This is a genomic window from Salinivibrio socompensis S35 (assembly GCF_000513715.1).
GTDB lineage: Bacteria > Pseudomonadota > Gammaproteobacteria > Enterobacterales > Vibrionaceae > Salinivibrio > Salinivibrio socompensis.
The window spans coordinates 1-24,612 of record NZ_AQOD01000026.1; the positions used below are offsets into that span (position 1 = coordinate 1).

The 24,612-nt window shown below is 50.9% G+C and carries 13 protein-coding genes and 6 pseudogenes; 10 read left to right on the plus strand and 9 right to left on the minus strand.

Features of this window, described 5'->3' with window-relative positions:
* From DZ54_RS0103835 to rne, 8 genes and pseudogenes are all read right to left on the minus strand, one after another.
* On the minus strand, positions 1-1,839 hold a 1,839-nt coding region (locus DZ54_RS0103835), incomplete at its 3' end, for a glycoside hydrolase family 9 protein (protein WP_025673150.1).
* A gap of 33 nt (positions 1,840-1,872) precedes the next feature.
* Positions 1,873-2,868: an ABC transporter ATP-binding protein gene (locus DZ54_RS0103840; protein ID WP_025673151.1), complete on the minus strand. Its 996-nt coding sequence runs from the start codon at positions 2,866-2,868 to the stop codon at positions 1,873-1,875.
* 27 nt (positions 2,869-2,895) lie between these two features.
* Positions 2,896-3,882: an ABC transporter ATP-binding protein gene (locus DZ54_RS0103845; protein ID WP_025673152.1), complete on the minus strand. Its 987-nt coding sequence runs from the start codon at positions 3,880-3,882 to the stop codon at positions 2,896-2,898.
* A complete protein-coding gene (locus DZ54_RS0103850) occupies positions 3,879-4,907 on the minus strand; it encodes an ABC transporter permease (RefSeq protein WP_025673153.1) in 1,029 nt (342 codons plus the stop codon). Before DZ54_RS0103850 ends, DZ54_RS0103845 begins: the two co-directional genes overlap by 4 nt.
* Positions 4,904-5,896 carry an ABC transporter permease gene (locus tag DZ54_RS0103855; protein WP_025673154.1) on the minus strand — a complete coding sequence of 331 codons (993 nt, stop codon included), beginning with the start codon at positions 5,894-5,896 and terminating at the stop codon, positions 4,904-4,906. Before DZ54_RS0103855 ends, DZ54_RS0103850 begins: the two co-directional genes overlap by 4 nt.
* An 83-nt stretch (positions 5,897-5,979) precedes the next feature.
* Positions 5,980-7,678 (minus strand): annotated as a pseudogene (locus DZ54_RS18865) (ABC transporter substrate-binding protein).
* A gap of 735 nt (positions 7,679-8,413) precedes the next feature.
* A pseudogene (locus DZ54_RS18870) lies at positions 8,414-11,828 on the minus strand (hybrid sensor histidine kinase/response regulator).
* A 318-nt stretch (positions 11,829-12,146) separates the two neighbouring features.
* Positions 12,147-15,183: pseudogene (rne, locus tag DZ54_RS18875) on the minus strand (ribonuclease E).
* Positions 15,184-15,881: 698 nt separating this feature from the next.
* Between rne and rluC the strand changes: the two are divergent.
* Positions 15,882-16,831: pseudogene (gene rluC / locus DZ54_RS18880) on the plus strand (23S rRNA pseudouridine(955/2504/2580) synthase RluC).
* A 61-nt stretch (positions 16,832-16,892) separates the two neighbouring features.
* A complete protein-coding gene (locus DZ54_RS0103880; RefSeq protein ID WP_240473914.1) occupies positions 16,893-17,615 on the plus strand; it encodes an HAD-IA family hydrolase in 723 nt (240 codons plus the stop codon).
* On the opposite strand, the gene DZ54_RS0103885 is transcribed toward DZ54_RS0103880, so the two are convergent.
* The gene (locus DZ54_RS0103885; protein ID WP_025673156.1) at positions 17,608-18,201 is read right to left on the minus strand and encodes a Maf family protein; all 594 of its coding nucleotides are present in this window, start codon (positions 18,199-18,201) and stop codon (positions 17,608-17,610) included. The genes DZ54_RS0103880 and DZ54_RS0103885 overlap by 8 nt on opposite strands.
* Before the next feature lie 204 nt (positions 18,202-18,405).
* Here DZ54_RS0103885 and yceD point away from each other — a divergent pair, with 204 nt between their 5' ends.
* From yceD to fabF, 8 genes and pseudogenes are all read left to right on the plus strand, one after another.
* On the plus strand, positions 18,406-18,936 hold the full coding sequence (gene yceD / locus DZ54_RS0103890) for a 23S rRNA accumulation protein YceD (RefSeq protein ID WP_025673157.1): 531 nt from the start codon (positions 18,406-18,408) through the stop codon (positions 18,934-18,936).
* 5 nt (positions 18,937-18,941) lie between these two features.
* Positions 18,942-19,112: a 50S ribosomal protein L32 gene (gene rpmF / locus DZ54_RS0103895; RefSeq protein WP_021023155.1), complete on the plus strand. Its 171-nt coding sequence runs from the start codon at positions 18,942-18,944 to the stop codon at positions 19,110-19,112.
* A gap of 9 nt (positions 19,113-19,121) precedes the next feature.
* Positions 19,122-20,144 carry a phosphate acyltransferase PlsX gene (plsX, locus tag DZ54_RS0103900; RefSeq protein ID WP_025673158.1) on the plus strand — a complete coding sequence of 341 codons (1,023 nt, stop codon included), beginning with the start codon at positions 19,122-19,124 and terminating at the stop codon, positions 20,142-20,144.
* Between the two features lie 8 nt (positions 20,145-20,152).
* Positions 20,153-21,111: pseudogene (locus DZ54_RS18885) on the plus strand (beta-ketoacyl-ACP synthase III).
* A gap of 17 nt (positions 21,112-21,128) precedes the next feature.
* Positions 21,129-22,055, plus strand: a complete 927-nt coding sequence (gene fabD, locus DZ54_RS0103910; RefSeq protein WP_025673159.1) for an ACP S-malonyltransferase — start codon at positions 21,129-21,131, stop codon at positions 22,053-22,055.
* A gap of 72 nt (positions 22,056-22,127) precedes the next feature.
* The gene (gene fabG, locus DZ54_RS0103915) at positions 22,128-22,862 is read left to right on the plus strand and encodes a 3-oxoacyl-ACP reductase FabG (protein WP_025673160.1); all 735 of its coding nucleotides are present in this window, start codon (positions 22,128-22,130) and stop codon (positions 22,860-22,862) included.
* Between the two features lie 157 nt (positions 22,863-23,019).
* Complete coding sequence (gene acpP / locus DZ54_RS0103920) at positions 23,020-23,256, plus strand: acyl carrier protein (protein WP_025673161.1); 237 nt, start codon at positions 23,020-23,022, stop codon at positions 23,254-23,256.
* A gap of 92 nt (positions 23,257-23,348) precedes the next feature.
* Positions 23,349-24,587: pseudogene (fabF, locus tag DZ54_RS18890) on the plus strand (beta-ketoacyl-ACP synthase II).
* Positions 24,588-24,612 lie beyond the last annotated feature (25 nt).

Consider the following 24,612-nt stretch of genomic DNA (forward strand, 5'->3'; position numbering starts at 1 on the left):
CCCCCCTTTGGCATTAAAAAACCCCAAGTGCGGTAGGTAATCTGGGTTGTTGTGGCCATGTCCATCGAGCATACAGATATCAAATGGGTTTAAACCGAGGAGCCAATTAAGCGCTCGTTGGCTGAAGGTGTGGAGGGCGGCATTCAGTGTATCGTCTTGAATATGGCGCGTCGCATGACACGCAAAGGTCGCCAGTGATCCCAAGCGTGCATTTTCACCTTGCCACCAATAGCCGGTTTCATTGTGGTGAGGAATAAAGTGACGCACCTGTTTAGCGCCATCCAAGGGTTTGACGTACTGACGCGGATACGCGAATGGGTTATCAGCTGTTTGTGTTAGATCTAGCTCAAACTGGCAGGCGCGTTCCAGTGCTGTTTGCGCGATTGCGTAGTGTCTGGGATCGGTCTCAATATCGAGATATTGCACCAAGGCGAGACCAGGTAGACCTGCATCGGCGGCATGATAAAACGGACGGCTACCATCGGCATTGGCCGACCAATAATACTGACAAATTTCATCACTGTGTTGCCGTGCAACAAGCTTTTTTATCCACGCTCTTGCCTCGGTCAAGAAGGGACTGTCCTCGTTAAGACTACTGTGTCTGTCCCCACTAGTATTTGAGTGCCTGTCCTTAGACGTTAAAGGTGCCTGTCCCGTTAAATAAGCATGACTGTCCTCAGTAAATTGGTCCTCAGTAAATTGTCTCGTCGCTTGATGCAATTCGCATGCGGCGAGAAGGGCGCAGGTTTCGTCAATAATGTTGGGCTCACTGTCATCCAGGTAGTCATGGTTGTGCTCAACTAAGTGCCAGTAACCTCGTATTGCGGCGTTTAAATATGTCGATTTTTGGTCAAGATCCGAGCAAAGTGGCGCACGGCTTGCGGCGGCGAGGGCAGCGATTGCCATGCCGCCACCTTGGCGAAAACCGGCTTGGTAAGCATCACTCATCACCCCGTCTTGAGTCGCGTAGGCGCAGAGGGTGCGGCGCTCTGGGTCTTTCGACCATTGATCAAACACCGTCATGTAAAAAAAGCCACTTGGGTGCTGCATACGGAGAAGAAAATCGGCGCCGTGCTTGGCTTCATCAGCCAGGCGAGTGCGCATAAACGCCGGCAGTGTATCCGAACTAAATTGGCTAGAGAGATCGGCCAGCCCCCAAGCTAACAATGGGATTTGCTGCGGGTTAAAGTAATTGGCGTAGGAAAGATGGCTCAGGTATTTGCTCACATCGCCAGAGGCATCGTACCAACCGCCGGACACATCCACGCGTTCATTAGAGTCAAATTCCTTGGCGTGCTGATCCGCGTGTTCATAGATGCCGCTACACCGCTGCGATTTAAAATAATGGAGCAGGTCGGAAAAGGTGGTGTGAAACAGACAATTATCACTGATCTCAAACGGATGCGAATAGACCGGCGTGTCTGTTAACAGCGCCAGTTGATAGCGCCCTTGATGAGCGAAGTCGGACAAATCAAGCGTATAGGCCGTGCCCATCTGCCAGTGTGTGAGCGGTGTGCCCTGGCGTAATACAAACTGTGCCACCACGTTATGCGTAGTAACTGTGTCTGTCCTATGAACTCTATGAACTAAAGCGTCTGTCCCGTGAGTAAGAGTGCCTGTCCCCGTAAAATTTTGCGCACCTTCTGTGGCATCGTTAAAGTGCCTGTCCCCAGAAGAGGAGGCTGCTTGGTCGGCAGTGCTAAATGTGCCTGTCCCCTTACAAGGAGGCAGGGAAATCAGTGCCACAGGCGTGCCGGTGAGGGGTTCGCTGTCACTGACGATCACCGCGTGTTTGTCACCGTGTAACGAGTAGCCAATGTGATTGGTCAGCACTTGCATGATGGCATCCTTGTTTGTCGTTATCGGTTAACGCTATTGCTCGTACAAATAGCAGCGCACAAAGTGGTTGTCGGCGAGTTTGGTCACGCCGGGCAACTGCTCGGTGCATTTGGCCGTCGCTTGGGGGCAGCGGCCAGCAAAGGAGCAGCCGAGGGAATCTGGCGTCCATAGGGGGATTTCCCCTTTATTGCCCTTTAGTTTTTCGTGAATGGATTTGCTGGGGTCGGGGACGGCCGAGACCAACAGCTGGGTGTAAGGATGCTGAGGGCGGTGAATAATCTCTTCGGTGTCGCCCCATTCGACCATATGGCCGACGTACATCACCGCCAAGTCTTCGGCGATGTAACGCGCGGTGGCGATATCATGGGTGATGTAGAGCAGCGACATTTGCTTCTCAAACTTCATTTCCTCCATCAGGTTAAGCACCCCGGCACGAATCGACACATCCAGCATCGAGGTTGGCTCATCGGCGAGTACCACTTCTGCGCCCACGGCGATGTTACGCGCTAGGTTGATGCGTTGACGTTGGCCGCCAGATAGCTGGTGGGGAAATTTTTCCGCCGTTTCTTTGGCGGGCGTCAGGCCCACTTGTTCGAGTAGTTCAAACACCCGTTCTTTCAGTATCGCTTTGTCTCGCTTGGCGACTTTTTTGTGGATAATCAGTGGCCGCGCGATATGGTGAAACACATTATGGGTGGGGTTGAGCGAGCCAAAGGGATCTTGCCAAACCATTTGTAGCCCTTCGCGATAGCGCATCAGCTCATTGCGTTTTTTAATGGTGGTAATATCGCGCCCCCGGTATTCAATGCAGCCGTCGGTCGGGGCGTACATTTTGGCGATCATTTTCGCGGTGGTTGATTTGCCCGAGCCCGATTCACCCACCACCGCAAGTCCACGGCCTTTGTACATTTTGAACGAGACATCATGAATCGCTCGCATCATGGGTTGTTTAAGGGCATGGCTATTGATGGGGAAGTCTTTGACTACGTTTTTCCCTTCAACCAGCAGTTCTCCAAGACCTGTACTCATTACGGACATCCTCACATTGGCACGATATTAGGCTTTTTGTTGGGCGATCGGCTCGCCGTATAGGTGGCAGTTGGAATAACGGCCGGGTTCGATTTGGCGCAGCGCGGTTTGGGTGGTTCGGCACTGTTCATGCACCTGAGCACAGCGCGCTTGAAAGCGGCAACCAGTGGGTATCTCGAGCAAGTTCAGTGGGTTGCCTGGGATCCCGGTGAGCTGGCGCTTGGGCCCGGTGAGTGAAGGGAATGAGCTGCCCAGCCCTTCGGTGTAAGGGTGATAGGGGTTGTTGAGTACCTGTTTGGACGGCGCGACTTCAATCAGTTCACCGGAGTACATGATTCCAATGCGGTCGGAAAACTCCACCATCAGCGACAAATCGTGGGTGATAAAGAGAATGGAAAAGCCAAACTCTTCTTTTAACGCGTAGATTTTTTGCAAGATCTCTCGCTGCACTACCACATCTAGCGCCGTGGTTGGCTCATCCATGATGATCATTTTCGGGTTGAGGGCTAGCGCGATGGCGATCACCAAGCGTTGGCGCATCCCGCCCGAGAACTGATGCGGATAGTCGGTCAGGCGGCTGGGGTGAATATCGACAATTTCCAGCAAGCCTTGCGCGCGTTTTATTGCTTGCTTACGTGTCATATTGGTATGGCGCATCAGCACATCGCAAAACTGATCTTCAAGCGTCAGCACTGGATTAAGCGCATTCATGGCGCTTTGAAACACCATCGACATCTCCCGCCAGCGAAAATCACGCATGCGGGCATCGCTGTAATCGAGGATATTTTCGCCGTTAAAAACCACTTCGCCGCCGTTGATAAATGCGGGTGGTTTGTGCAGACGCATCAGCGAAAAGGCGACGGTAGATTTACCGCACCCGGATTCGCCGGCTAAGCCAAATACCTCGCCGGGGGCTATGTCAAAACTAACGTGATCACAGGCACGGACATCACCGGCATCGGTAATGTAGTCCACGCACAGGTCACGGATTGAGATAAGTGGGGTGCGACTCATGATTTATCTCCACTGATCAGCATGTGTTCGGCAACGGGATTCTCGTCGCGGGCTTTTCTTTCTTGCTGGCTGAGTTTTTTCCAGCGCTTCATGCCTTTTTGTGCACGTAATTGTGGGTTGGCAATTTCATCTACCGCGAAGTTGAGTAACGCAAGCCCTGTAACCAGCAAGGTCAGCGCGATACACGGTGCGAGCAGCTCCCACCAGCCGCCGATCAGCATCGAGGATGACGTTTGCACGTTATAGAGCATGATCCCCCAGCTGATAGTGTTGGGATCGCCAAGCCCCAAGAAGGAGATAATCGACTCCATGGCAATGGCATACATCACCGAGCCAATAAAGCTGGCGCCAACAATGGGTACGAGGTTAGGTAAGATTTCGACAAAGGTGATACGAAAGCGCGACTCGCCTAGCACCTCGGCGGCTTTCACGAACTCTTTTTCGCGCAGGGCAAGGGTTTGCGATCGGACTACCCGTGCGCCCCAAGCCCAGGAGGTACAACCAATAATGATGGCAATCGTCAGCGGCCCGGCTTCGCCGATAAACGCGGCCAGCACAAAAAGAAGCGGGTATTGTGGGATCACCAGCATGATGTTCATCGCGGCGGTAAGCACATCGTCAACCCAACCGCCTAAATAGCCGGCGGTAATGCCAATTAAGGTGGCGAGCACACACACGGTGATCCCGGCGCCAAAGCCGACTGCCAGTGAAACGCGTGCACCATGGAGTAACTGGGACCACACATCACGACCCATACGGGTGGTGCCAAGGGCATGTTCCGCGTCTTTTGACATCAATAACGTCCGTGGGTGGTCGGCCAAATGAGTGGCGATCCAGCCATCCGGGTTGGCTTGTGCCGCTTTAACCACAAAGCTAGGGTATTCATGTGGATTACCGGTGCGTTTATCGGGCGCATGCTGGGTCAGTAAAGGGGCGAATATCGCCATCAAAATAAACAGGCCGACAATGATCGAGCCTGCGCGAGCGATTTTGTTGCGCACGATAAGGGTGAGGAGATCTTTCATGATTCTTTGCCTCCGGTTCGTAGACGTGGGTCAAGCACCACGTACAACATATCGGCAATCAAATTAAACGAGAGCATAAACAAGGTCATAATCAGCAGCTGGCCTTGCAGGACTTGGTAATCACGCGCGTTGATTGCGTTCAACAGCACTGAGCCCAGACCGGGGTAGTTAAAGATGATTTCCACAATCAGCTGACCACCGATGGCGATGCCCAACGACATCGATAGCGCGGTGACACTCGGTAAAAGGGCATTTCGTGCTGCGTAGTTAAATACCACCCGGTTTTCGCTTAAGCCTTTGCCGCGCGCCATGGTGATGTAGTCTTCCGCAAGCAGGTTAATCATGTTGTTGCGCATGTTGACCAAAAAGCCGCCTACTTGAATGATGGAGGCACAAAAAAGCGGCAGTACGGCGTGATAGGCGACGTCTTTAATAAAGGTCCAACTAGTCCAGTCGGGCGTCACTCCTGGGGTATAAGCGTAGCCGGTCGGAAACCATTTTAGTCCGATAGCGAAAATAAACAGCGCGAGCATCGCAATCACCACTTGCGGTACCGCTTGGATAATCAGCATCCCCGGTGTGATCATGGCATCGTATTTACCACCTCGTTTCCACGCGGCAAAAATGCCCAGAATGGAGCCTAGGGAAAAAGAAAGCAGCACCGCACTGCCGGCGAGAAACAATGACCAGCCAAAGGCTTTACCTAGAAGTTCGTTAACCGATAACGGATAAAATTGGATAGAGGTACCCAAATCCCAACTCAGTACATTTTTCATGTAGGTGAAGTACTGCATGTAGAGCGGGCCATCGACAAAGCCGAGCAGTTGTTTCATTGCCTCAATCCGCTCAGGCGTGACTTGCACCGAGGCGTTGGCAAACATCATGGTGACCGGATCTCCGGGCATGGCACGTGGAATAATAAAATTGAGTGTTGCTGCCACTAAAAGGGCAATCATGTAAAAAGTTAGCCGTCGGAAAAAATAACCCATAACCCACACCTTACACAGCGAAGTGGTGATGTTCGTGGCGTGAACACCGTGGAAAAGCGGGCGCACGAGGCGCCCATAAGTGGTTACTGGACGGGCTTAAGGTCCAGCACGTGAAGAAGACGCTCTGGAATGCCAGCCCAGATAGAAGGGCGACCTTTCGGATTGTCTTCGTTCCACCAGCCGGTGAAGCGGGTTGTGTTGTATTGATACATCTGCGCGCCGGAAAGCACCGGAATGGTGACCTGATCCTTGGCGATAATCGCTTGGATTTGGTGGGCAATTTCCAGCTGCTCGGCTTTATCCGCGGTTTTGTAGAAGCTGTCTAGTAACTTGTCTAGATCTGCATTTTGGTAGTAATGCATCGCGAACCGCGGCATGCCATCCCCGTCTTGCAAGTTGGAATTGTAAGCACTGTTCCAATAGGTGTAGGGGTCAGCACCGTGAAAGTAGTTGGTGTAGGCCACATCGTAGTCGGCTTCGAGCATGGCTTGGTTATACACCGAAAAATCCGGGGTACGTGCTTTGGCCTTGATACCGGCGTCGGCAAGCTGTTCTACTGCCAGTTGTACGGTGTTGTTGAAGTCGGTCCAGCCATTAGGCGATTGGATCTCGAGTTCAAACGATTTGCCCGAGGGCGTTTCGACAAAGCCATCGCCATCTTGGTCTTTAAAGCCGGATTTGGCGAGTAGCGCTTTAGCACCATCCAAATTATAAGTGTTGTATTGACGATACTTCTCATGCACGGACTCGTCCGACCAAGCTTCGAAGGCATAGCCAAGGCCTGACGCAAAGTCGTTGACTGTGCCGCCGCCATAAAACGCGATATCAATGATGGTTTGACGATCTATCGCCATCGAAAAGGCACGGCGGAAATCAACATTGGTCAACGCTTCACGTTTGGCCGGATCCGGGTCATTAAAGTTGACCATAAAGGCTTGGGTACCGGCCGCAGGATACCAATAATGATGGTTTGGATTAGCCGCAGCATACGTGCGATCAATGTCAGGAATGAACGAGGACGTCCAATCCATTTCGCTGTTGATTACCTTGCTCAAAAATTGATCGTTATTGGCAATTTGCGGCACGCGCAGGCAATCTACGTCGAGATTGTCATTGTCCCAATAATGTGGGTTGCGGCATTGAATATAAAGTTGCGAGGTAAAGGTATCGATTGTGGTGAAGGGACCTGAACCTACTGGATTTTCGTTGGTGTAAGATGCGGGCTCTTCAACATTTTTCCATACATGCTCAGGCACCACAGGTACTTTCGCAATTTCGTAAGGCACATTGGAGTTAGCCTCGGTGAGCTCAAACTGGACGGTGTAGTCGTCGACTTTTTTTACATTATCGATCCACTGGTTAATGCCAGATTGATCGAGTTCAGGGTTTTCCTTGACTAAATCAAACGAATACACCACATCATCAGCGGTATAGCTTCGCCATCTGACCATTTGACGTCTTTTCGTAGCGTAAAGGTGATACTTTTCAGATCGTCTGCCATTTCGTAATTTGTCGCAATACGAAAGACGGGTTCGTTGCCTTTTAGTTCATTAAAGACCACCAAGGTTCATAAACAAAATCGGTAGTTGTGTGAAGATACGTCGACCCTAAGTAAGGGTTAAAGTTACGGACAAAGGTATTAAACTCTTTTGGATGAATGGTGAGCTCACTGCGCTCGGCGGCACTGACACCGGCACTGACACCGGCACTTGCGCTTAACGCACCAATAATTGCAGAGGCAAGTAGGGTCTTGCTCGCAACTTTGAAGTTATTCGAAAACATAGCCATTCCTTACTGTTGCTTTCAGTTCACGTGATGGATGTGGTGAGCTCTCTATTTACAACCTTTATGAGCTCAATGTTGCCCCATTGCTGACCTTTCGTTGTTGGTTGTCAGTTGTGTTGTTATCAAAAAGGGTTAGGCCAGCAAACATATTTACTAAGCCCCAGTTAGCTCGTTGCTGCAACGGCCGAAATCGTTAAAACCGTAAAAAGGTCTACGACTGACGTTAATTTCGTTAAAATGATGGTCTCGAGAAGACGAACCTTCCGGCGATAGTCTCAAATTCGTTAATTTCACCTTCAATAATATCAACTTTAAGTTATTTATTATCAATAGTTTACATGGTTATTATTGATGGAGTGACTCATGTCACACGCGCTTGTTCTCTTATTTCTCGTCGGAAAATTTATCTTTATTTTTGTTGTGATAAAGCGCTCAATTTCACTTCTTTCCTTGGTTTCAATCGCTTTTAGGCACGCTGTATAGGTAGAACCGTAACGTTGGTTTGTGACGATTATTAATTGGTGGTAGTGGTAGTAGTGGGGACAGGCACTTTAGTGGTGGTAGTAGTAGCGAAATAGTGGGGACAGACACTTTATGACTTAAGGTGTCTGTCCCCGTAGGGAAATGAAAAATGGTGTGGTGTAACGTGCCTGTCTCCGCAAGGAAAGAGACAAAATAAAAGTGCCTGTCCCCAAGAAGGGGAGGCACTTTATTGCGGTGGTTGGTGTGTTGTTAGTCGTCTAACAATAGCTGACGCAGTTGTTGGTAATAGGATTCCAGTTGGGTGCGGGTAGGGCTGCGTTTGTCGCCGTGGTCGAGAATAAAGCGAATCGAGTTGAGTACGGTACGCCATCTTGGCGTTTTGGGCAGGGTTTCCAGCAGAAGGTACTTGTCCAGGGTTCGGGTTTGTAAGCTGCTGCGGTCAAGGTACACGCGCCATAAGCCGCTTTGTTCGGCAAAGTCGAACTTGGTTTTGCCTGTGGCTTCTTCCCAGTAATCTAATCCTACGACCATGGCGTCGACAATTAGCTGCCTGCGGGTGTTGGTTTTACTTTCTTGTTGGTGTTCGGCTTTTTCGGCCAGAGCCTCAAACTCGCCGCCCATGGCTTTTAGTGCGTCAAGTTGACGAACATCCCCGAGCAATGCATACCCAGAGAGGGCTTCGATCGCGCTCTCAAGGCTTTGGATTCGAGTTTGCGAGACGGGGGTGTCGCTGTTGATCACATAAAGACTGTCGATATCAGATTCGGCAGGAAAGCGTAACAACATGCCATCAACGTACTCGGGGGCTCCGTCAATATACGCGGTGAGTGGTCCTTGGTACTGTTCGATATGATGGGCGTGCTCAGGGGCGGTTATGAGTGCGTGGCCATGCATACGTTTAACCTCCTCTTTATCACGCTTAAACAAGGTGGCTGCGGACTCATTAACGAATCGAACTTGGCCATCACGCTTATGCCTAACATGGGTTCGGGGGCGAGAGAGAGCTGTGAGATCAGCCAAGACTGGGTCTCGAGTAGGCTGGCTTGTTGTTGTGCGCTCTGCTCCAAGGCTTGTTCAAGGCGTTGATTTTCCTGGCGTCGTTGCTCTGCTTGACTGGCAGTCAGGTGTGTGGCGATCCGCGCGGCCAGCTCTCTTTTATCAAAAGGTTTACTGAGGTAATCATTGGCACCCACTTTAAAGCCGTAAACGCGATCGTCGGGCTGGTTAAGAGCAGTCAGCATAATGATGGGCAGTGTCGCGTGATCAAAGTGTGCTCTTAGTTGTTCGCAGACTTCAAAGCCACTCATACCTGGCATAAGAACATCCAGGAGCACGAGATCGGGCGGCATGGCGATCACTCTCTCTATCGCTGTGCGGCCATCGCTGGCGGTTGAAACCTGATAGCCCTCAATGTGGAGAAAGCAGGTTAAGATTTGCTGGTTGGTCGGCTCATCGTCGACAACCAAAATATGTAGCCCGTTTTCCGCCTGGGGTGATGGCGAAGGCGCGCTTGTTTCATCGTGGATCGGTGAGAGCGCGTTAACGTCTAGGATGTTGGTTTGTTCCGGCACCGGTGCTGGCTGTAGGCGCTCAGCCGCAAGCGAGGGAGTCTGAGGCGCTTTATCGAGTGTGAAACTAAACGTGGTCCCCACATGCGGCTGGCTGCTGACATAGAGTTGACCGCCCATCAATTCAATCAGCTGTCGGCTAATCGATAAGCCCAAGCCCGCACCGTGCTGATAGTGATAGTGGCCGCTTACGGCTTGGGCGAGTGGCTCAAAGACACGGCTGAGTTGCTCGGCGGGGATCCCTTTACCGGTATCAACCACTTGGACACGAATACGGTCATCAATGGTGTCAGCGCTGATCACTATTTTGCCCGCATCGGTAAATTTAATCGCATTACCAAGCAGGTTGTACATGACTTGCTCGAGTCGCTGCGGATCAGCGTATACCCATACCGGCGAATCAGTTAGCTGATTAATAATCTCTAAGGGTTTATCTTTTTTTAAATGCTTAGCGAGCGAGAGCACCAGTTGTGTGATGGCGTTGATATCGACGGGGTATTGTTCGAGCTCTAGCTGTCCATAGCGCATTTTGTGGTAATCGAGCAGGTCATCAACCAGTTTAGCTAGGCGTTGGCCACTGTTAACGATAATCGACAGCTGGTACTGATGATCACGACTAATTGGGCCGTTAGCCCCATCAATCATCGCATCTGCAATACCCATCATGCCGTGTAGTGGGGTGCGCAGTTCATGTGAGGTAGTCGCGAGAAACTCATCTTTTAGCGTGTTGGCCAGCTGTAGTTCTTGGTTCTGGGCTTTGATGGTGGAGATGTTGGCTTCCAAGGTTTGATTTTGCTGTTGAATCAACTGGATTTTCTCGCGGATAGCATGACGCATGCGCGCAAAACTCACGGCAAGTCGGCCGACTTCATCAGGCCTGCGTGTGTGATGGATCTGGGTATCGAGATCGCCGGCACTGACTTTTTCTGCTGCCCAAGTAAGCTGGAGTAGAGGGCGAGTAATAAAATTAGACACATAGTGTGAGGCAACCACCACCGCGAGGGTGGCGAGCAGCATGGCGACAATAAATAGCTGCTCTAGCTGGTGGACTCGTGCGAATGCGACGGTCGTAGGCACCTCGCGACGAGTCCCCACCTTAAGCCATGAGTATCAATGGGGGTATAAGCCGCCAGTAATGTGTTGCCCGAGGGGTTTTGATAACGGGTCACGCCGGTATTACCCGCCAGCGCCTTGTCCATCACCGGTGTGCTGTTGGTAATAGCAGTAGAGGTTGCTGACTGCGCACGGACTTGGCCGTCCTCTCCGACTAATACGGTTTGGATACCGTTGGACTCTCTCGGTGCCATCAATGCGGCAAGGGCCTGATTGGGGAGCCTAAACAGGGCGTAGCTGTGAAGGTATCCCTGTTGAATAATCGGTGCCCCTAGCCATGCTACAGGGATGCCATCTTGAGCGGGTGAAAAGTCTGACATGATGACATGTGGAATCGGACCAAGCTTACCTTGTATCTTTTGATTATGCTGTATTAGTGCTGAAAAGGTGTGTCCCAATATGGTCTCTCGGAACGGGCCTGTTAGTAAATTAGTCCCATAGTTGGACTGCTTTTTGACTGAGTAGGTGACGTTGCCTTGCTTATCGACGAGTAAAACATCATCGAAATCGGCGCGCGCGAGCAAAGCTTGATAAGCGCGATGGTAACGTTGGTGGAGCAGCCGATAACGCTCCGTGGCCGAATAATTGGGATCGTATTTATCCACTGGCGTTTTCATTTTGTTACCAGACTCAGGAAGATAGCGACGTTGGGCATATTGACGTGCTTGCTCAATGTCAGGACGCAAGCGGCGAAACGCATCTATTAAACCATAAAAATGGCCGCCGCTGGCATAGGCAAGCTCAGACGCGACAAAGCCCAGTACTTCGGCCTCTTGGGCATCCAAGTAGTCATTGATTTGTTGTTGCTTGCTATCTCGAACTGATAAAAGGTGTGCGGTACTTTGCTTTTGCAGATCGTGGCTATAGCTATTTAAAAAAAACAAGGCCACCAAGGTGAGCGGGAGAAGGCTTAGTAATAAGAAAGCCAGCATCAGCGTGTGATGAAGGCGTTTAAATGGATACACAGCGAGAAACTTCTTCATAATAAACAGCGTCTTCCCTACAGCACTTTTATAAAGATGGTGTGTTCTCTCGCGCTGCATGAGTCAATACTAAAGTGAATAATCAGGCTTGAGGAACGCATCCAGTTACGACGTTACTGAGTTTTTTCGCTTTGACAAGGAAGTATCGGTAGAAGCGTGTGGATTGACGCACTTTTCTATGTATCACTGCAAGTGAGAGGACGTCGTGCCGCCTTGAGTAGCACAGATAAAAAGCGTTGTAGCGTAAATGGCGTTGCCGAGATCGAAAAAGGCCTCAGCATAGGCTGAGGCCTTTGATAGCGCTGTTAAGATTGGCGACTAGTGCTGGGGTTTAGTCGCTGGCGCATACGCTGATGCACGTGCGCTGGCGCTACCCGCTGATTTCGTATCTTTGCTTGGCGCTTTGAACGCAGCGATAGCCACAGGACTGTGTTCGACTGTCTCATTCTCATTCTCATTCGGTGCCGGTGCTTTCATCATTGGCGATGTTGCACGGCGGTACTGAATGGTTGCAGTAGGCGCATTGATTGCCACCTCGCGTTCAATCACCTTCTCTGTCACCAAATCAACGTTCGATCATGCTCCGGTGTGGTGGCCGGTGCTGGTGAAACCGCCACTTGTGGCGTTGCTTCTACTGATGCAGTGGTTTCAACTTCAGGCGTTTGCACGGGTTGTGCCGGCTTTTGCTCAGGCGCTGGTGTGCTCACGGATGCCGTCGGTTGGGTGGAGACAGGTGCGATATCCGCTGGTTTGTTTCGCATGACAATGACTTTACCCATTGCCATTTCAGGACGTGCAACACCGCTAACAATTGGCTTGTGATTTTGACGTTTGTCTTGGCGACGACGATCTTGCTTCACCTTGACTGGTTGCTCGGCTGACCACACTTTACCCATTGCCATTTCTGGTGAGGCCATGCCGGTGGTAAGCGGCATTGGGCTTTTCACCATTGGACGGCGACGACGACGCTGACCACTGGCACGAAGGTGACGTGGTGAGCGACGGTTACGACGCTTGTCCTGCTGGCCTTCTTTTTTGCCATTTTCCGGTTGCTGTTTCGCTTGTTGTGCCACTTCGGCGCCAACTTGATGCAAGTCTTTGCCTTGGTCGGTTGATGTCTCTACCGGCGCGTTTGTTTCTGCCGCTTCTTTGTTGATTCGCACGCTACGGTTCAGCTTACGACGTTGACGGCGCTGTTTAACCTGTTCGGTTTTCTCCGCTTTCTCGTCGTGTTGCTTCTGATCTTTGGTATCCACTTTTTCAGCTTGTGGTTTAGCCGCTTTACTGTCGTCTTTTGGTGGTACCGTTGATTCTTGCTCTACAGGCTTTTTCGCTTTGTCGTTACGGTTATCGTTGCGCGGCTTCTTGCCTTTACGATTGTTGTCACGACGCTCTTCCTGTGGTTTATTCTGACGACGTTGCTTGGTGTTACGACCGCGATCGTTATTGCTGTTGTCATCTTGCTCGTCTGTCGGTTGTGGCCGGCTATTGCCACGAGACTGGTCACCGCGAGACTGATTGCGGCGACGATTTTGTTGATCGCCGGACGATTTCTGGCTTTGTTCCTGGCTGGATGCTTCAGGTTGCGCTGCTTCTTGTGTGGCTTGGCGGGTCGACTCGTCACTGGCAGGGGCACTGAATAGGCCAGAAATAAACTGACTTACTTTTGCAAATAAACCCAATGTTGGCGCTTTAACCGATTCTTCCACTGGCGCAGCTTTGGTTGGCGCGCTTGGTGCAGGTGTCGTCGGTGCGGCAAAGCCTTGTAGAACCGGCTCTTCACGCTTTTTCGCTGGACGTGCTTGCTGCGGTTCTTCGCGTGCTTCTGCTTCTTTCAACGCGTCGATTTGGCCTGGTAATTGATAAGACAAATCAGCCATCTCTTCACCACCGCGCACACGAACCACATCAAAGTGCGGGGTCTGCATCTCGTCGTTTGGCACCACAACGACCTTCACATTGTGATACTTCTCAATATGTTGGACGGAGCGGCGTTTTTCGTTGAGCAGATACGAGGCAACCGGTACAGGGACAATGCCGAGCACTTGTGCGGTGTTTTCTTTCATTGCCTCTTCTTCCATCAAACGAAGGATAGATAGAGACAGTGATTCGTTATCACGAATGACACCGGTGCCCTTACAGCGTGGACAAATATGGTGACTGGCTTCAGCCAATGAAGGCTTAAGCGCTGACGTGACATTTCCAGTAACCCAAAGCGTGAAATACGCCCGATTTGCACCCGCGCACGGTCCATGCGGACGGAATCACGGAGCATGTTTTCGACTTCGCGTTGATGGCGTACTGGGGTCATATCGATAAAGTCAATCACCACCAGACCACCTAAGTCACGTAAACGCAATTGGCGGGCAATTTCTTCTGCCGCTTCGACATTGGTCTGACGGGCCGTTTCTTCGATGTCGCTGCCTTTGGTTGCACGGGCAGAGTTGATATCGATAGACGTTAGCGCTTCGGTCGGATCGATCACAATCGAGCCACCGGAGGGTAAGCGGACTTCGCGTTGGAATGCCGATTCGATTTGGCTTTCGATTTGATAATGGCTAAAGAGTGGGACTTCGCCATCATAGAACTTAATGCGACTAACAAAGTCAGGGCGAATCAGTTTGATATGCTCTCGCGCACGAGTGAAGACTTTTTCGCTGTCGATCAAAATCTCGCCAATATCACGGCGCAAGTAGTCACGGATCGCTCGTGCAATCACGTTACTTTCTTGGTGGATAAGGAAAGGCGCAGGGTTGGCCGCTGCCGCTTCTTTCACGGCTTGCCAATGGTTAAGAAGGACCTTTAAATCCCACTCAAGCTCTTCGGCCGATTTGCCGACCCCTGCGGTACGGACAATCAGCCCCATGCCTTGTGGCAATTCGAGACCGGACATGGCTTCTTTCAGCTGGCTGCGTTCTTCGCCTTCAATACGACGAGAGATCCCGCCTGCACGTGGATTATTTGGCATCAGGACAAGGTAACTGCCGGCTAAAGAAACAAAGGTGGTCAGTGCCGCCCCTTTATTGCCGCGCTCTTCCTTGTCCACTTGGACAATCACTTCTTGGCCTTCTTTTACCACATCTTTGATGTTGGGACGGCCTTGGTAGCTGTAACCAGAAGGGAAGTATTCGCGGGCGATTTCTTTGAGCGGGAGGAAACCGTGTCTGTCTGCGCCGTAATCAACAAATGCCGCTTCCAGGCTGGGTTCTATGCGAGTAATGCGTCCCTTGTAAATGTTAGCTTTTTTCGATTCATGGCCCGGGCTTTCGATATCGAGATCGAACAGCCTTTGACCGTCAACCAATGCGACGCGCAACTCTTCTTTCTGAGTTGCGTTAATCAACATTCTTTTCATCTGATTTTTCTCATTTATTTATCGTTGTTATTAGCGGTTGATGACGAGAGCAGTCGCCAATGCTGCCTGACCCCAAGTCTGATATGATGCAGCCTCCCGGCTGGAGAAAATCAGGGGTGCGCTCGGGCAAGTTTTAATCGGCCAGCTGCAACGGTTTTTATGACTCACCGGATTACACAGTTGGCGTCCGCCGTTTTTTACCGATGGCGGAGAGCTCTGACACTGACTCACAGCTTCGTGTCAACACACTAACGGGTGCTTTGGGTTTACGTCTTACGCCAATTGCCGCGTAACGCCTTAAAAGCATTCGGAATTATGGTGCTATTGCGGAACAAACCGCGTAACGGTCATCGACTGCTTGATTCGCAATCGTGCCACGCTTGTTTTAACACCAAGAGCGTCACGAATATGCCAATCGCGATATCTCGGTCACAGGCGATAAACCGTGTGTCAGCTAAGCGTTTGCTTTTCTGACTAACGCCGCAACTATAGCAGGGAGACTAAAGTCCAGCAATCGGCTTTATTGGCTTATGTTGGCTTGATAGAAAAACCGAGTGAATATGGCGTTTTTTTGCACGAACATCCGGGTGTGGTGGTATCGCTCTTGGTGGAGAGGCCTCATGAATCGCCAATCATTGAACGGCTTTAGAACGCTCTGCAGGTGCATATCCACGCTCTTAGAGGTAGAATAAGAGGCTATGACAGAACAAAAATCCCAAGTGCGATTTATCGACATCGATGATGATATCGCCGGCCAGCGCATTGACAATTTTTTGCGAAATCAGCTAAAAAATGTCCCAAAAAGTATGATTTATCGCGTGCTTCGTAAAGGCGAAGTGCGAGTGAATAAAAAACGAATAAAACCGGAGTATAAACTTCAGCCAGGAGATGTAGTGCGCGTGCCGCCCATTCGTCTTCCCGACAAAGAAGAAAAAGCCGCGCCCAGCACTAAGTTAGATAAAGTGGCGGCGCTTGAACACTGTGTTTTGTATGAAGATGATCATTTATTGGTGCTTAATAAGCCCTCAGGAACGGCGGTGCACGGAGCAGTGGTTTGCAGTTTGGCGCCATTGAGGCGATGCGTGCCCTACGGCCCAAGGCACGTTTTTTAGAGTTGGTGCATCGGATCGACCGCGACACATCAGGGATTTTGTTGATCGCGAAAAAACGCTCGGCGCTGCGACATTTACAAGCGCAGTTTCGGGAAAAAACCGTGCGAAAAGATTATTACGCGTTGGTAATGGGAACGTGGCCAGCGAAACAGCGCAAAGTGACTGCACCGCTATTAAAAAATGAGGTGAACAGCATTGTGCGCGTAAACCCGAAGGGGAAACCGTCTGAAACGCGGTTTAAGGTGATTGAAAGCTTTGCTGAAGCCACCTTGGTGCAGGCCAGCCCTGTGACGGGGCGAACGCATCAAATACGGGTGCACGCGCAGTATATAGGGCATCCTTTAGCATGGGATGATCGTTATGGTGATCCGCGCTTTGATGCTTACACCAAGTCGGTCGGGCTGGATCGCTTGTTCCTTCATGCTGCCACGATCCGGTTTGTGCATCCGGGGAATGACGACACCATGACGCTGAGTGCACCAATGGAGCCCAAGCTTGAGCGGGCCCTCGAGGGGCTGAGAGCCAAAACCGCATAATCGAAACAAGAGACGACGCCAGACGAACACGCGAACACATGACTGATGGGGAGCGCATTGCGTGCTTGATACTGATACTGAGAGTGAGTTGGCACTAACATCAGCCAACAGCCAGCCGCACCCTGCCATTGCACCCTATTCGTTATTGATTTTTGATTGGGACGGAACGGTGATGGACTCCATTGGGCGGATCGTGTCTAGCCTTGACCGGGCGGCGCGTTTAACCGGTCAGTTGCCGGTGTTACCCCCTGAGCGCTTGCAAACCATGATCGGTTTGAGTCTGGAAAAGGGCTATCAGCTACTGTATCCCGACGCGGATCCGGCGTGGTATCCGAATTGGATTGCGCATTATCGCCAGCAATTTGTCCACGACAATCTAACACCGTGCCAGCTTTATCCTGGTGTAAAAGACACATTAGTGGCATTAAAAGCACACGGCTTTCAGTTGGCGGTTGCAACCGGAAAATCACGGGCAGGTTTAGATCGGGCGATGGCAGAGACAGGCACGCAGGATTTATTTGTCGCGACGCGTTGTGCGGATGAAACGGCGTCTAAACCAGACCCGCAAATGCTTGACGAAGTGTTGGCACAGACGGGTATTGCACGAGAGAAAGCGATGATGATCGGTGACACGGGCCACGACATGCAGTTAGCCGTGAATGCGGATATGGCACGGTTGGCTGTGACGTGGGGCGTTGAAGACACCGCTAGCCTAACGCCATTTGCTCCCGTTGCCGTATTGGACAGCCTAACCGCATTGATAGATCACACGCCGGTTAAATAACCCTGATCCCTTCTTTCTCTAACATCTCGCGTAGTCGGATCAGTGGCAGACCCACTAGTGTATTGGGATCGCGGCCATGCATGGCGTTAAAAAGAGCAATCCCTAAGCCTTCGCATTTGAAGCTGCCTGCACAATCCAACGGTTGCTCGATATCGATGTAGCGGACAATCTCTTGCTCGGTGAGCTCACGAAAATCGACATGAAACGGTTCGACGTCCGATTGGTGCTCACCGGTTTCACTATTGATCACCGCGATCCCAGTATAAAAGGTGACTTGCTTGCCGCTGGCGCGTTTTAACTGCTCAATGGCGACATCTCGCTCATGCGGCTTGCCCAGCACTTCCTCGTCAATCACACACACCTGATCAGATCCTATAATGATGGCGTTATCGAACATCGGCATCCCGGCCATTGCTTTTTCGAGTGCGAGCCGTTCCACCAAGTCGGTGGCGCGTTCGTTATCGAGTCGACTTTCGTCAATGGCGGGTGAAAACGTCGAAAAGGGGAGTGCAAATTTTTTTAAGATGGCTTGGCGGTAGGGTGAGCTTGATGCCAGCACAATGTTTGGCGGTTGTGTGGTATGCATGAGCGTTCCTTTGTTAAGCGCGCCAGTGTCCTTGAACGACCAGCGCGCGATCGATTTTTGTTAATTGTTCGCACTCAGTCTAACCTGAAACGATAACTTGCGCGATGTCGGCAAACCGGTCGCGCGGGTATCGAGCCTAAACAGCGACGTGCAGGTAACATTTTCTTTGACTCCAGCGCATTTGGAGGCTAATATTCGCGCCCTATGCAGAAGGTAAAGCTACCGCTGACGGTTGATCCGTTCCGTTGTGCCCAAAAGCAACTCGACTACGATGGTATTGTAGACAAGTCGCGATTGTTGCGCCTCGGTGAGACAACCCAAAGCATCGATAGTGATGCAGAGGTCATGCTTTCATTCGACATTGATGCCCAAGGTCTAAAAATTGTAACGGGTCGAGCAGCCGTTTCAGTGAGTCTTGAGTGCCAACGTTGTTGGGGGCCGTTCTCGTATCGCTATGAAACTGAATTCGTTTATAGCCCGGTTTTCAATGAAGACCAGGTAGGCAATTTACCGGATGCTTATGAGCCGGCATTAGTCGACGAAAACGGTGAGATTGATCTGATTCAATTAGTCGAAGACGAGTTGATTGTGGCCTTGCCACAAGTCGCCATGCACGAAGATACAGACTGCAAAGTCAGTTCGGACAACATGGTGTACGGGGAAATCCCACTTGCTGATGAGCGTCCAAATCCGTTTGCCGCACTAAAAAACTTAAAGCAAAGTAACGAGGAGTAGGGTCAATGGCCGTACAAAAGAACCGTAAAACCCGTTCTAAGCGTGGTATGCGTCGTTCACACGATGCACTGGGTACTCAAGCTGTATCTGTAGACAAAACCAGCGGTGAAACTCACCTGCGTCATAATGTGACTGCAGATGGTTTCTACCGTGGCCGCAAGGTTATCAACAAGTAAGGTTGACCCTTGACTAGGCTAACCATTGCACTTGATGCGATGGGCGGGGATTTCGGTCCCCAAGTCACAGTGCCTGCCTCCGTGCAGGCACTGTCGCGTTTTGCGGACCTAAAAGTGATCCTGGTGGGCGATGAATCTCGCATCCAGGCGTTGCTTCTCCAGCTCAATGCCCAGCATCATTCTCGTCTATCGATCGTCCATGCCCCGGACGTGATCCCTAGTGATATGCGCCCGTCTACCGCGTTGCGACGCAGCACCGGAACCTCTATGCGTGTCGCGCTTGAAAAAGTCGCGAGCGGCGATGCGGATGCGTGTGTCAGTGCTGGCAACACTGGGGCCTTGATGGCGTTATCCAAATATCTTCTCAAGTTATTACCCGGTATTGACCGGCCCGCGTTAGTCACCGCGCTACCGGGTGCCAACCATCAACGCAAATGGCTGCTTGATTTGGGCGCGAATGTGGCCTGTGATGCCGATACCCTATTTCAGTTTGCCGTCATGGGAGCCGTTCTAGCCGAAGCAGAGCTTGGCCACACGCCGCGGATTGGCTTATTAAATATTGGTGAAGAGGCGATCAAAGGTAATGACTGGGTGCGTCGCTGTGCCGATTTGCTTAAACATAGCCCATCAGTGCATTACACCGGCTATGTCGAAGGCGATCAAATTTACACGGGTAAGACTGATGTCATCGTCTGTGATGGCTTTGTCGGCAATGTCGCATTAAAAACCAGCGAAGGCGTCGCCAGCTTGATCATTGATAAGGTGAAAGCCCACCTTAACCCGCATCCTATCAAGCGCTGGATCGCGAAATGGCTATTTTCCGAACTTTTAAATCAACTCCAGCAGCTGAAACCCGACCAGTACAACGGCGCAAGTTTGCTAGGATTGCGCAGCATCGTTGTAAAAAGCCACGGACGCGCAGATATCGCCGCTTACGAAAACGCTATTTTTGAAGCGGTGCACGAGGTTGAACGGCAAATTCCAACTAAGATAAGTGACCGTTTAGAGGCAGTTCTTCTCGAGAGGCATTAGTAGTCTTCATGTATAGTAAGATTTTGGGCACAGGCAGCTATTTGCCTGAACAGGTTCGCACCAATGCTGACCTTGAAAAGATGGTAGACACCAGTGACGAATGGATTGTGACCCGCACGGGGATCAAAGAACGTCGCATTGCTGCACCGACAGACACTGTGGCCTCAATGGCTTATCAAGCCGGCGTGCAGGCTATTGAGATGGCTGCCATCGATAAACATGACATCGATCTCATTATTGTTGCCACGACCAGTGGTGAACGTGCGTTTCCAGCTGCTGCCTGTGATGTGCAAGCCATGTTGGGCATACAAGGCTGTCCGGCGTTTGATATTGCCGCTGCGTGTTCTGGGTTTGTGTATGCGTTGAGTGTAGCCGATCAGTACGTTAAAAATGGGCTGGCGAAAAATGCGCTCGTGATCGGTGCAGATCGCCTCTCGCATACCTGTGATCCGGCAGATCGTTCTACCATCATTTTATTTGGTGATGGTGCGGGAGCCGTGGTGCTTTCAGCGGATGAGCAAGACGGGATTTTATCCACCCACTTAAAAGCGGATGGAAAATTTGGGGAGCTTTTGAAGCTTAAGTATCCCGATCGGGGTCAATCGCAAATATCGGATGAAGCCTGGCTTTATATGGCCGGCAACGAAGTGTTCAAAGTCGCGGTGAATCAGCTTGCGAATATCGTTACAGAAACACTTCAGGCAAACCAAATTGAGAAGTCAGATATTGATTGGTTAGTCCTCATCAGGCGAACTACCGAATTATTAAAGCGACCGCGAAAAAGCTCGCGATGTCGATGGATCAAGTGGTGTTAACCCTAGACCGCCATGGCAACACATCAGCGGCTTCTGTACCGACTGCGTTTGATGAAGCGGTGCGTGATGGACGCATTCAACGTGGTCAAACGGTATTGCTCGAAGCATTTGGTGGCGGTTTTGCATGGGGGTCTGCACTGGTCAGATTCTAAATAAATAGGAAACTAATATGACTCAAACAGCGATCGTATTTCCGGGTCAAGGCTCGCAAGCCGTGGGTATGCTCGGTGAGTTAGCTGAACAGTATGGTGTGGTTCAGCAGACGTTTGCAGAGGCCTCAGAGGTACTTGGGTATGACTTATGGGCGTTGGTTCAACAAGGTCCTGACGCAGACTTGAATGAAACCCATCGCACTCAGCCTGCTTTGTTAGCGGCATCAGTGGCGATTTGGCGTGTCTGGCAATCACAAGGTGGTGCCACACCGTCGGTACTTGCAGGTCATAGCTTGGGTGAATACTCAGCGTTGGTCTGTGCGGGTATCTTAGACTTTAAAGAAGCCATCAAGCTTGTCGAGCTGCGTGGCCAATTGATGCAAGAAGCGGTCCCTGCCGGTGTCGGTGCCATGTCAGCGATTATTGGCTTGGATAATGATGCGATTGCAACGGCGTGCGAACAAGCTGCTCAAGGGCAAGTGGTTTCGCCTGTTAACTTTAACTCGCCAGGTCAAGTTGTGATTGCGGGTAACAAAGACGCGGTTGATCGCGCCAATACGCTGTGCAAAGAAGCGGGCGCTAAGCGTGCACTACCATTGCCAGTATCCGTACCATCACACTGTGCATTGATGAAATCTGCTGCTGAAAAGTTGGCGCAAGCGCTTGAATCTGTGACGTTTAATGTGCCTGTCATCCCTGTGATCAATAATGCGGACGTGGCGACACCAACGGATCCAGCCGCCATTAAAGAAGCGCTTGTGCGTCAGTTGCATAGCCCAGTCCGCTGGACGGAAACCGTTGAGCGTATGACGGCTGAAGGCGTTGAGCAGCTCCTCGAGTTTGGACCAGGTAAAGTCCTCACTGGATTGACCAAACGTATCAACAAATCATTGAGCAGTGCGGTTGTTAACGACAGCGCGAGCCTTGCTGCTGCGACCGCGTAAGCGTGATTGCATGGTGATCATATTCTGTGACTGCCGGCAGACGTCGGTAGAATCAATAAAAAGGGTAACCGAATGAAACTAGACGGAAAAGTAGCGCTGGTGACAGGCGCCAGCCGAGGTATTGGCCGAGCAACGGCAGAGCTTTTGGCAGAGCGTGGTGCAACAGTGATCGGGACGGCAACCAGTGAAAACGGTGCCGCAGCGATCAGCGACTACCTCGGTGAAAACGGTAAGGGGTTGGCCTTGAACGTCACATCACCGGATTCCGTGGCGGACGTATTAGCCACGATCAAAAAAGAATTTGGTGATGTTGATATTCTGGTTAACAACGCAGGTATCACTCGTGATAACCTATTGATGCGTATGAAAGACGACGAGTGGCAAGATATCATTGATACTAACTTGACGTCGATCTTCCGTTTATCAAAGGCAGTATTGCGTGCGATGATGAAAAAACGCTGCGGCCGAATCATTAATATTGGTTCTGTGGTCGGAGTGATGGGTAATGCGGGACAAGCCAACTATGCCGCAGCAAAAGCGGGCGTCATTGGTTTTACTAAATCCATGGCGCGTGAAGTGGCTGCGCGTGGTATTACCGTCAACACCGTTGCGCCTGGGTTTATCGAAACCGATATGACGAAGGCCCTCAGTGATGATCAGCGTGCAGCAACCTTGGCACAAGTGCCAGCGGGACGTCTAGGCGATCCTAAAGAGATTGCTGCAACGGTCGCTTTTTTAGCCTCTGACGATGCCGCATACATGACGGGCGAGACCTTGCACGTTAACGGCGGCATGTACATGATTTGATCGAGACCGTTGCAATCTCGAATGACACACGTCAAACTCCGATTGATTTGTCCCCAAATCGTGGTTTGACCAGCCGTGGAGGTCTTGCAACTTCCACATTAATGAATAAACTACAGCACATATCGCATCTGCGAATCTTGTAAGGACTAGTATTAATATGAGCAACATCGAAGAACGCGTAAAGAAAATCATCATTGAGCAACTAGGTGTCGACGAAGCAGAAGTGAAAAACGAAGCTTCATTCGTAGACGACTTGGGCGCGGACTCTCTGGATACCGTTGAGCTGGTAATGGCTCTTGAAGAGGAATTCGATACAGAGATTCCAGATGAAGAAGCAGAGAAGATCACGACTGTACAAGCCGCTATCGACTACGTTGTCGGCGCTTCAGCGTAATCTCAGAATCCTACCAGGCGGTCTTCTTGATCGCCTGTGTTTTTTATAATCTACTCTACAATCCCAATTTATATTCTCCGGAGAATATCATCGTGTCTAAGCGTCGTGTTGTTGTCACTGGCATGGGTATGTTATCACCCGTCGGTAACTCAGTTGAGTCCTCATGGAAAGCTCTACTAGCCGGGCAAAGCGGTATCTCCGCCATCGAGCATTTTGATGCCAGTGCCTTTGCTACTCAATTTGCTGGCATGGTGAAAGACTTCAATTGTGAAGACTACATGTCGAAAAAAGAATGCACGAAAAATGGACTTGTTCATTCAATACGGCGTTGCTGCCAGCATTCAAGCCATTAAAGACTCCGGATTGCAAGTTGACGACCACAATGCGCACCGTATTGGTGTTGCGATCGGATCAGGGATTGGTGGTCTTGGTTTGATTGAACAAAACCACCGCGCATTCATAGACAAAGGCCCACGTAAGATTAGCCCGTTCTTTGTCCCATCCACTATCGTCAATATGATTGCAGGACACGTGTCGATTAACTATGGCATGCGTGGCCCAAACATCTCGATTTCAACAGCGTGTACTACCGGTCTGCATAATATTGGCCATGCGGCGCGTATGATTGCGTTTGGTGATGCCGATGCGATGGTGGCAGGCGGCGCCGAAAAGCCTCGACAGAGCTTGGTGTTGGTGGATTTGCGGCCGCGAAAGCGCTATCAACGCGTAACGATGATCCACAAGCCGCTTCGCGCCCTTGGGACAAAGATCGTGACGGTTTTGTTCTTGGTGATGGTGCCGGTGTGATGGTGCTCGAAGAATATGAACATGCCAAAGCACGGGGTGCGGACATCTATTGTGAGCTAGTCGGCTTTGGCATGAGCGGTGATGCGTATCACATGACTTCACCGAGTGAAGACGGTTCAGGCGCCGCGCTGGCGATGGAAGCCGCGATTCGTGATGCAGGGATTACGCCTGCGCAAATTGGATACATCAATGCACATGGTACCTCGACTCCTGCTGGTGATGTGGCAGAAAGCAAAGCCGTGCGCCGCGCAATGGGTGAGGCGGCGGATAGCGTCCTGGTCTCTTCGACCAAATCGATGACAGGACATCTGCTGGGTGCAGCCGGATCGGTAGAGTCGATCATCACCGCCATGGCATTGATTGATCAAATTGTTCCGCCGACGATTAACCTCGACAATGTCGATGAAGGCTGTGATCTAGATTATGTGCCACACCACGCACGTGATGTAAAAATGGATTACGCGCTATGTAATTCATTCGGCTTTGGCGGCACCAACGGCTCTTTGATCTTCAAGAAAATCTAATTGTACGCGTGTTAAGCGCAAAGTG

What these genes read in the sequence shown, in the direction of transcription:
- DZ54_RS0103840 (WP_025673151.1), bottom strand. Translation starts at nt 2,868, where the DNA reads ATGAGTACAGGTCTTGGAGAACTGCTGGTTGAAGGGAAAAACGTAGTC.
- DZ54_RS0103845 (WP_025673152.1), bottom strand. Translation starts at nt 3,882, where the DNA reads ATGAGTCGCACCCCACTTATCTCAATCCGTGACCTGTGCGTGGACTAC.
- DZ54_RS0103850 (WP_025673153.1), bottom strand. Translation starts at nt 4,907, where the DNA reads ATGAAAGATCTCCTCACCCTTATCGTGCGCAACAAAATCGCTCGCGCA.
- DZ54_RS0103855 (WP_025673154.1), bottom strand. Translation starts at nt 5,896, where the DNA reads ATGGGTTATTTTTTCCGACGGCTAACTTTTTACATGATTGCCCTTTTA.
- DZ54_RS0103885 (WP_025673156.1), bottom strand. Translation starts at nt 18,201, where the DNA reads ATGCATACCACACAACCGCCAAACATTGTGCTGGCATCAAGCTCACCC.
- yceD (WP_025673157.1), top strand. Translation starts at nt 18,406, where the DNA reads ATGCAGAAGGTAAAGCTACCGCTGACGGTTGATCCGTTCCGTTGTGCC.
- rpmF (WP_021023155.1), top strand. Translation starts at nt 18,942, where the DNA reads ATGGCCGTACAAAAGAACCGTAAAACCCGTTCTAAGCGTGGTATGCGT.
- fabD (WP_025673159.1), top strand. Translation starts at nt 21,129, where the DNA reads ATGACTCAAACAGCGATCGTATTTCCGGGTCAAGGCTCGCAAGCCGTG.
- fabG (WP_025673160.1), top strand. Translation starts at nt 22,128, where the DNA reads ATGAAACTAGACGGAAAAGTAGCGCTGGTGACAGGCGCCAGCCGAGGT.
- acpP (WP_025673161.1), top strand. Translation starts at nt 23,020, where the DNA reads ATGAGCAACATCGAAGAACGCGTAAAGAAAATCATCATTGAGCAACTA.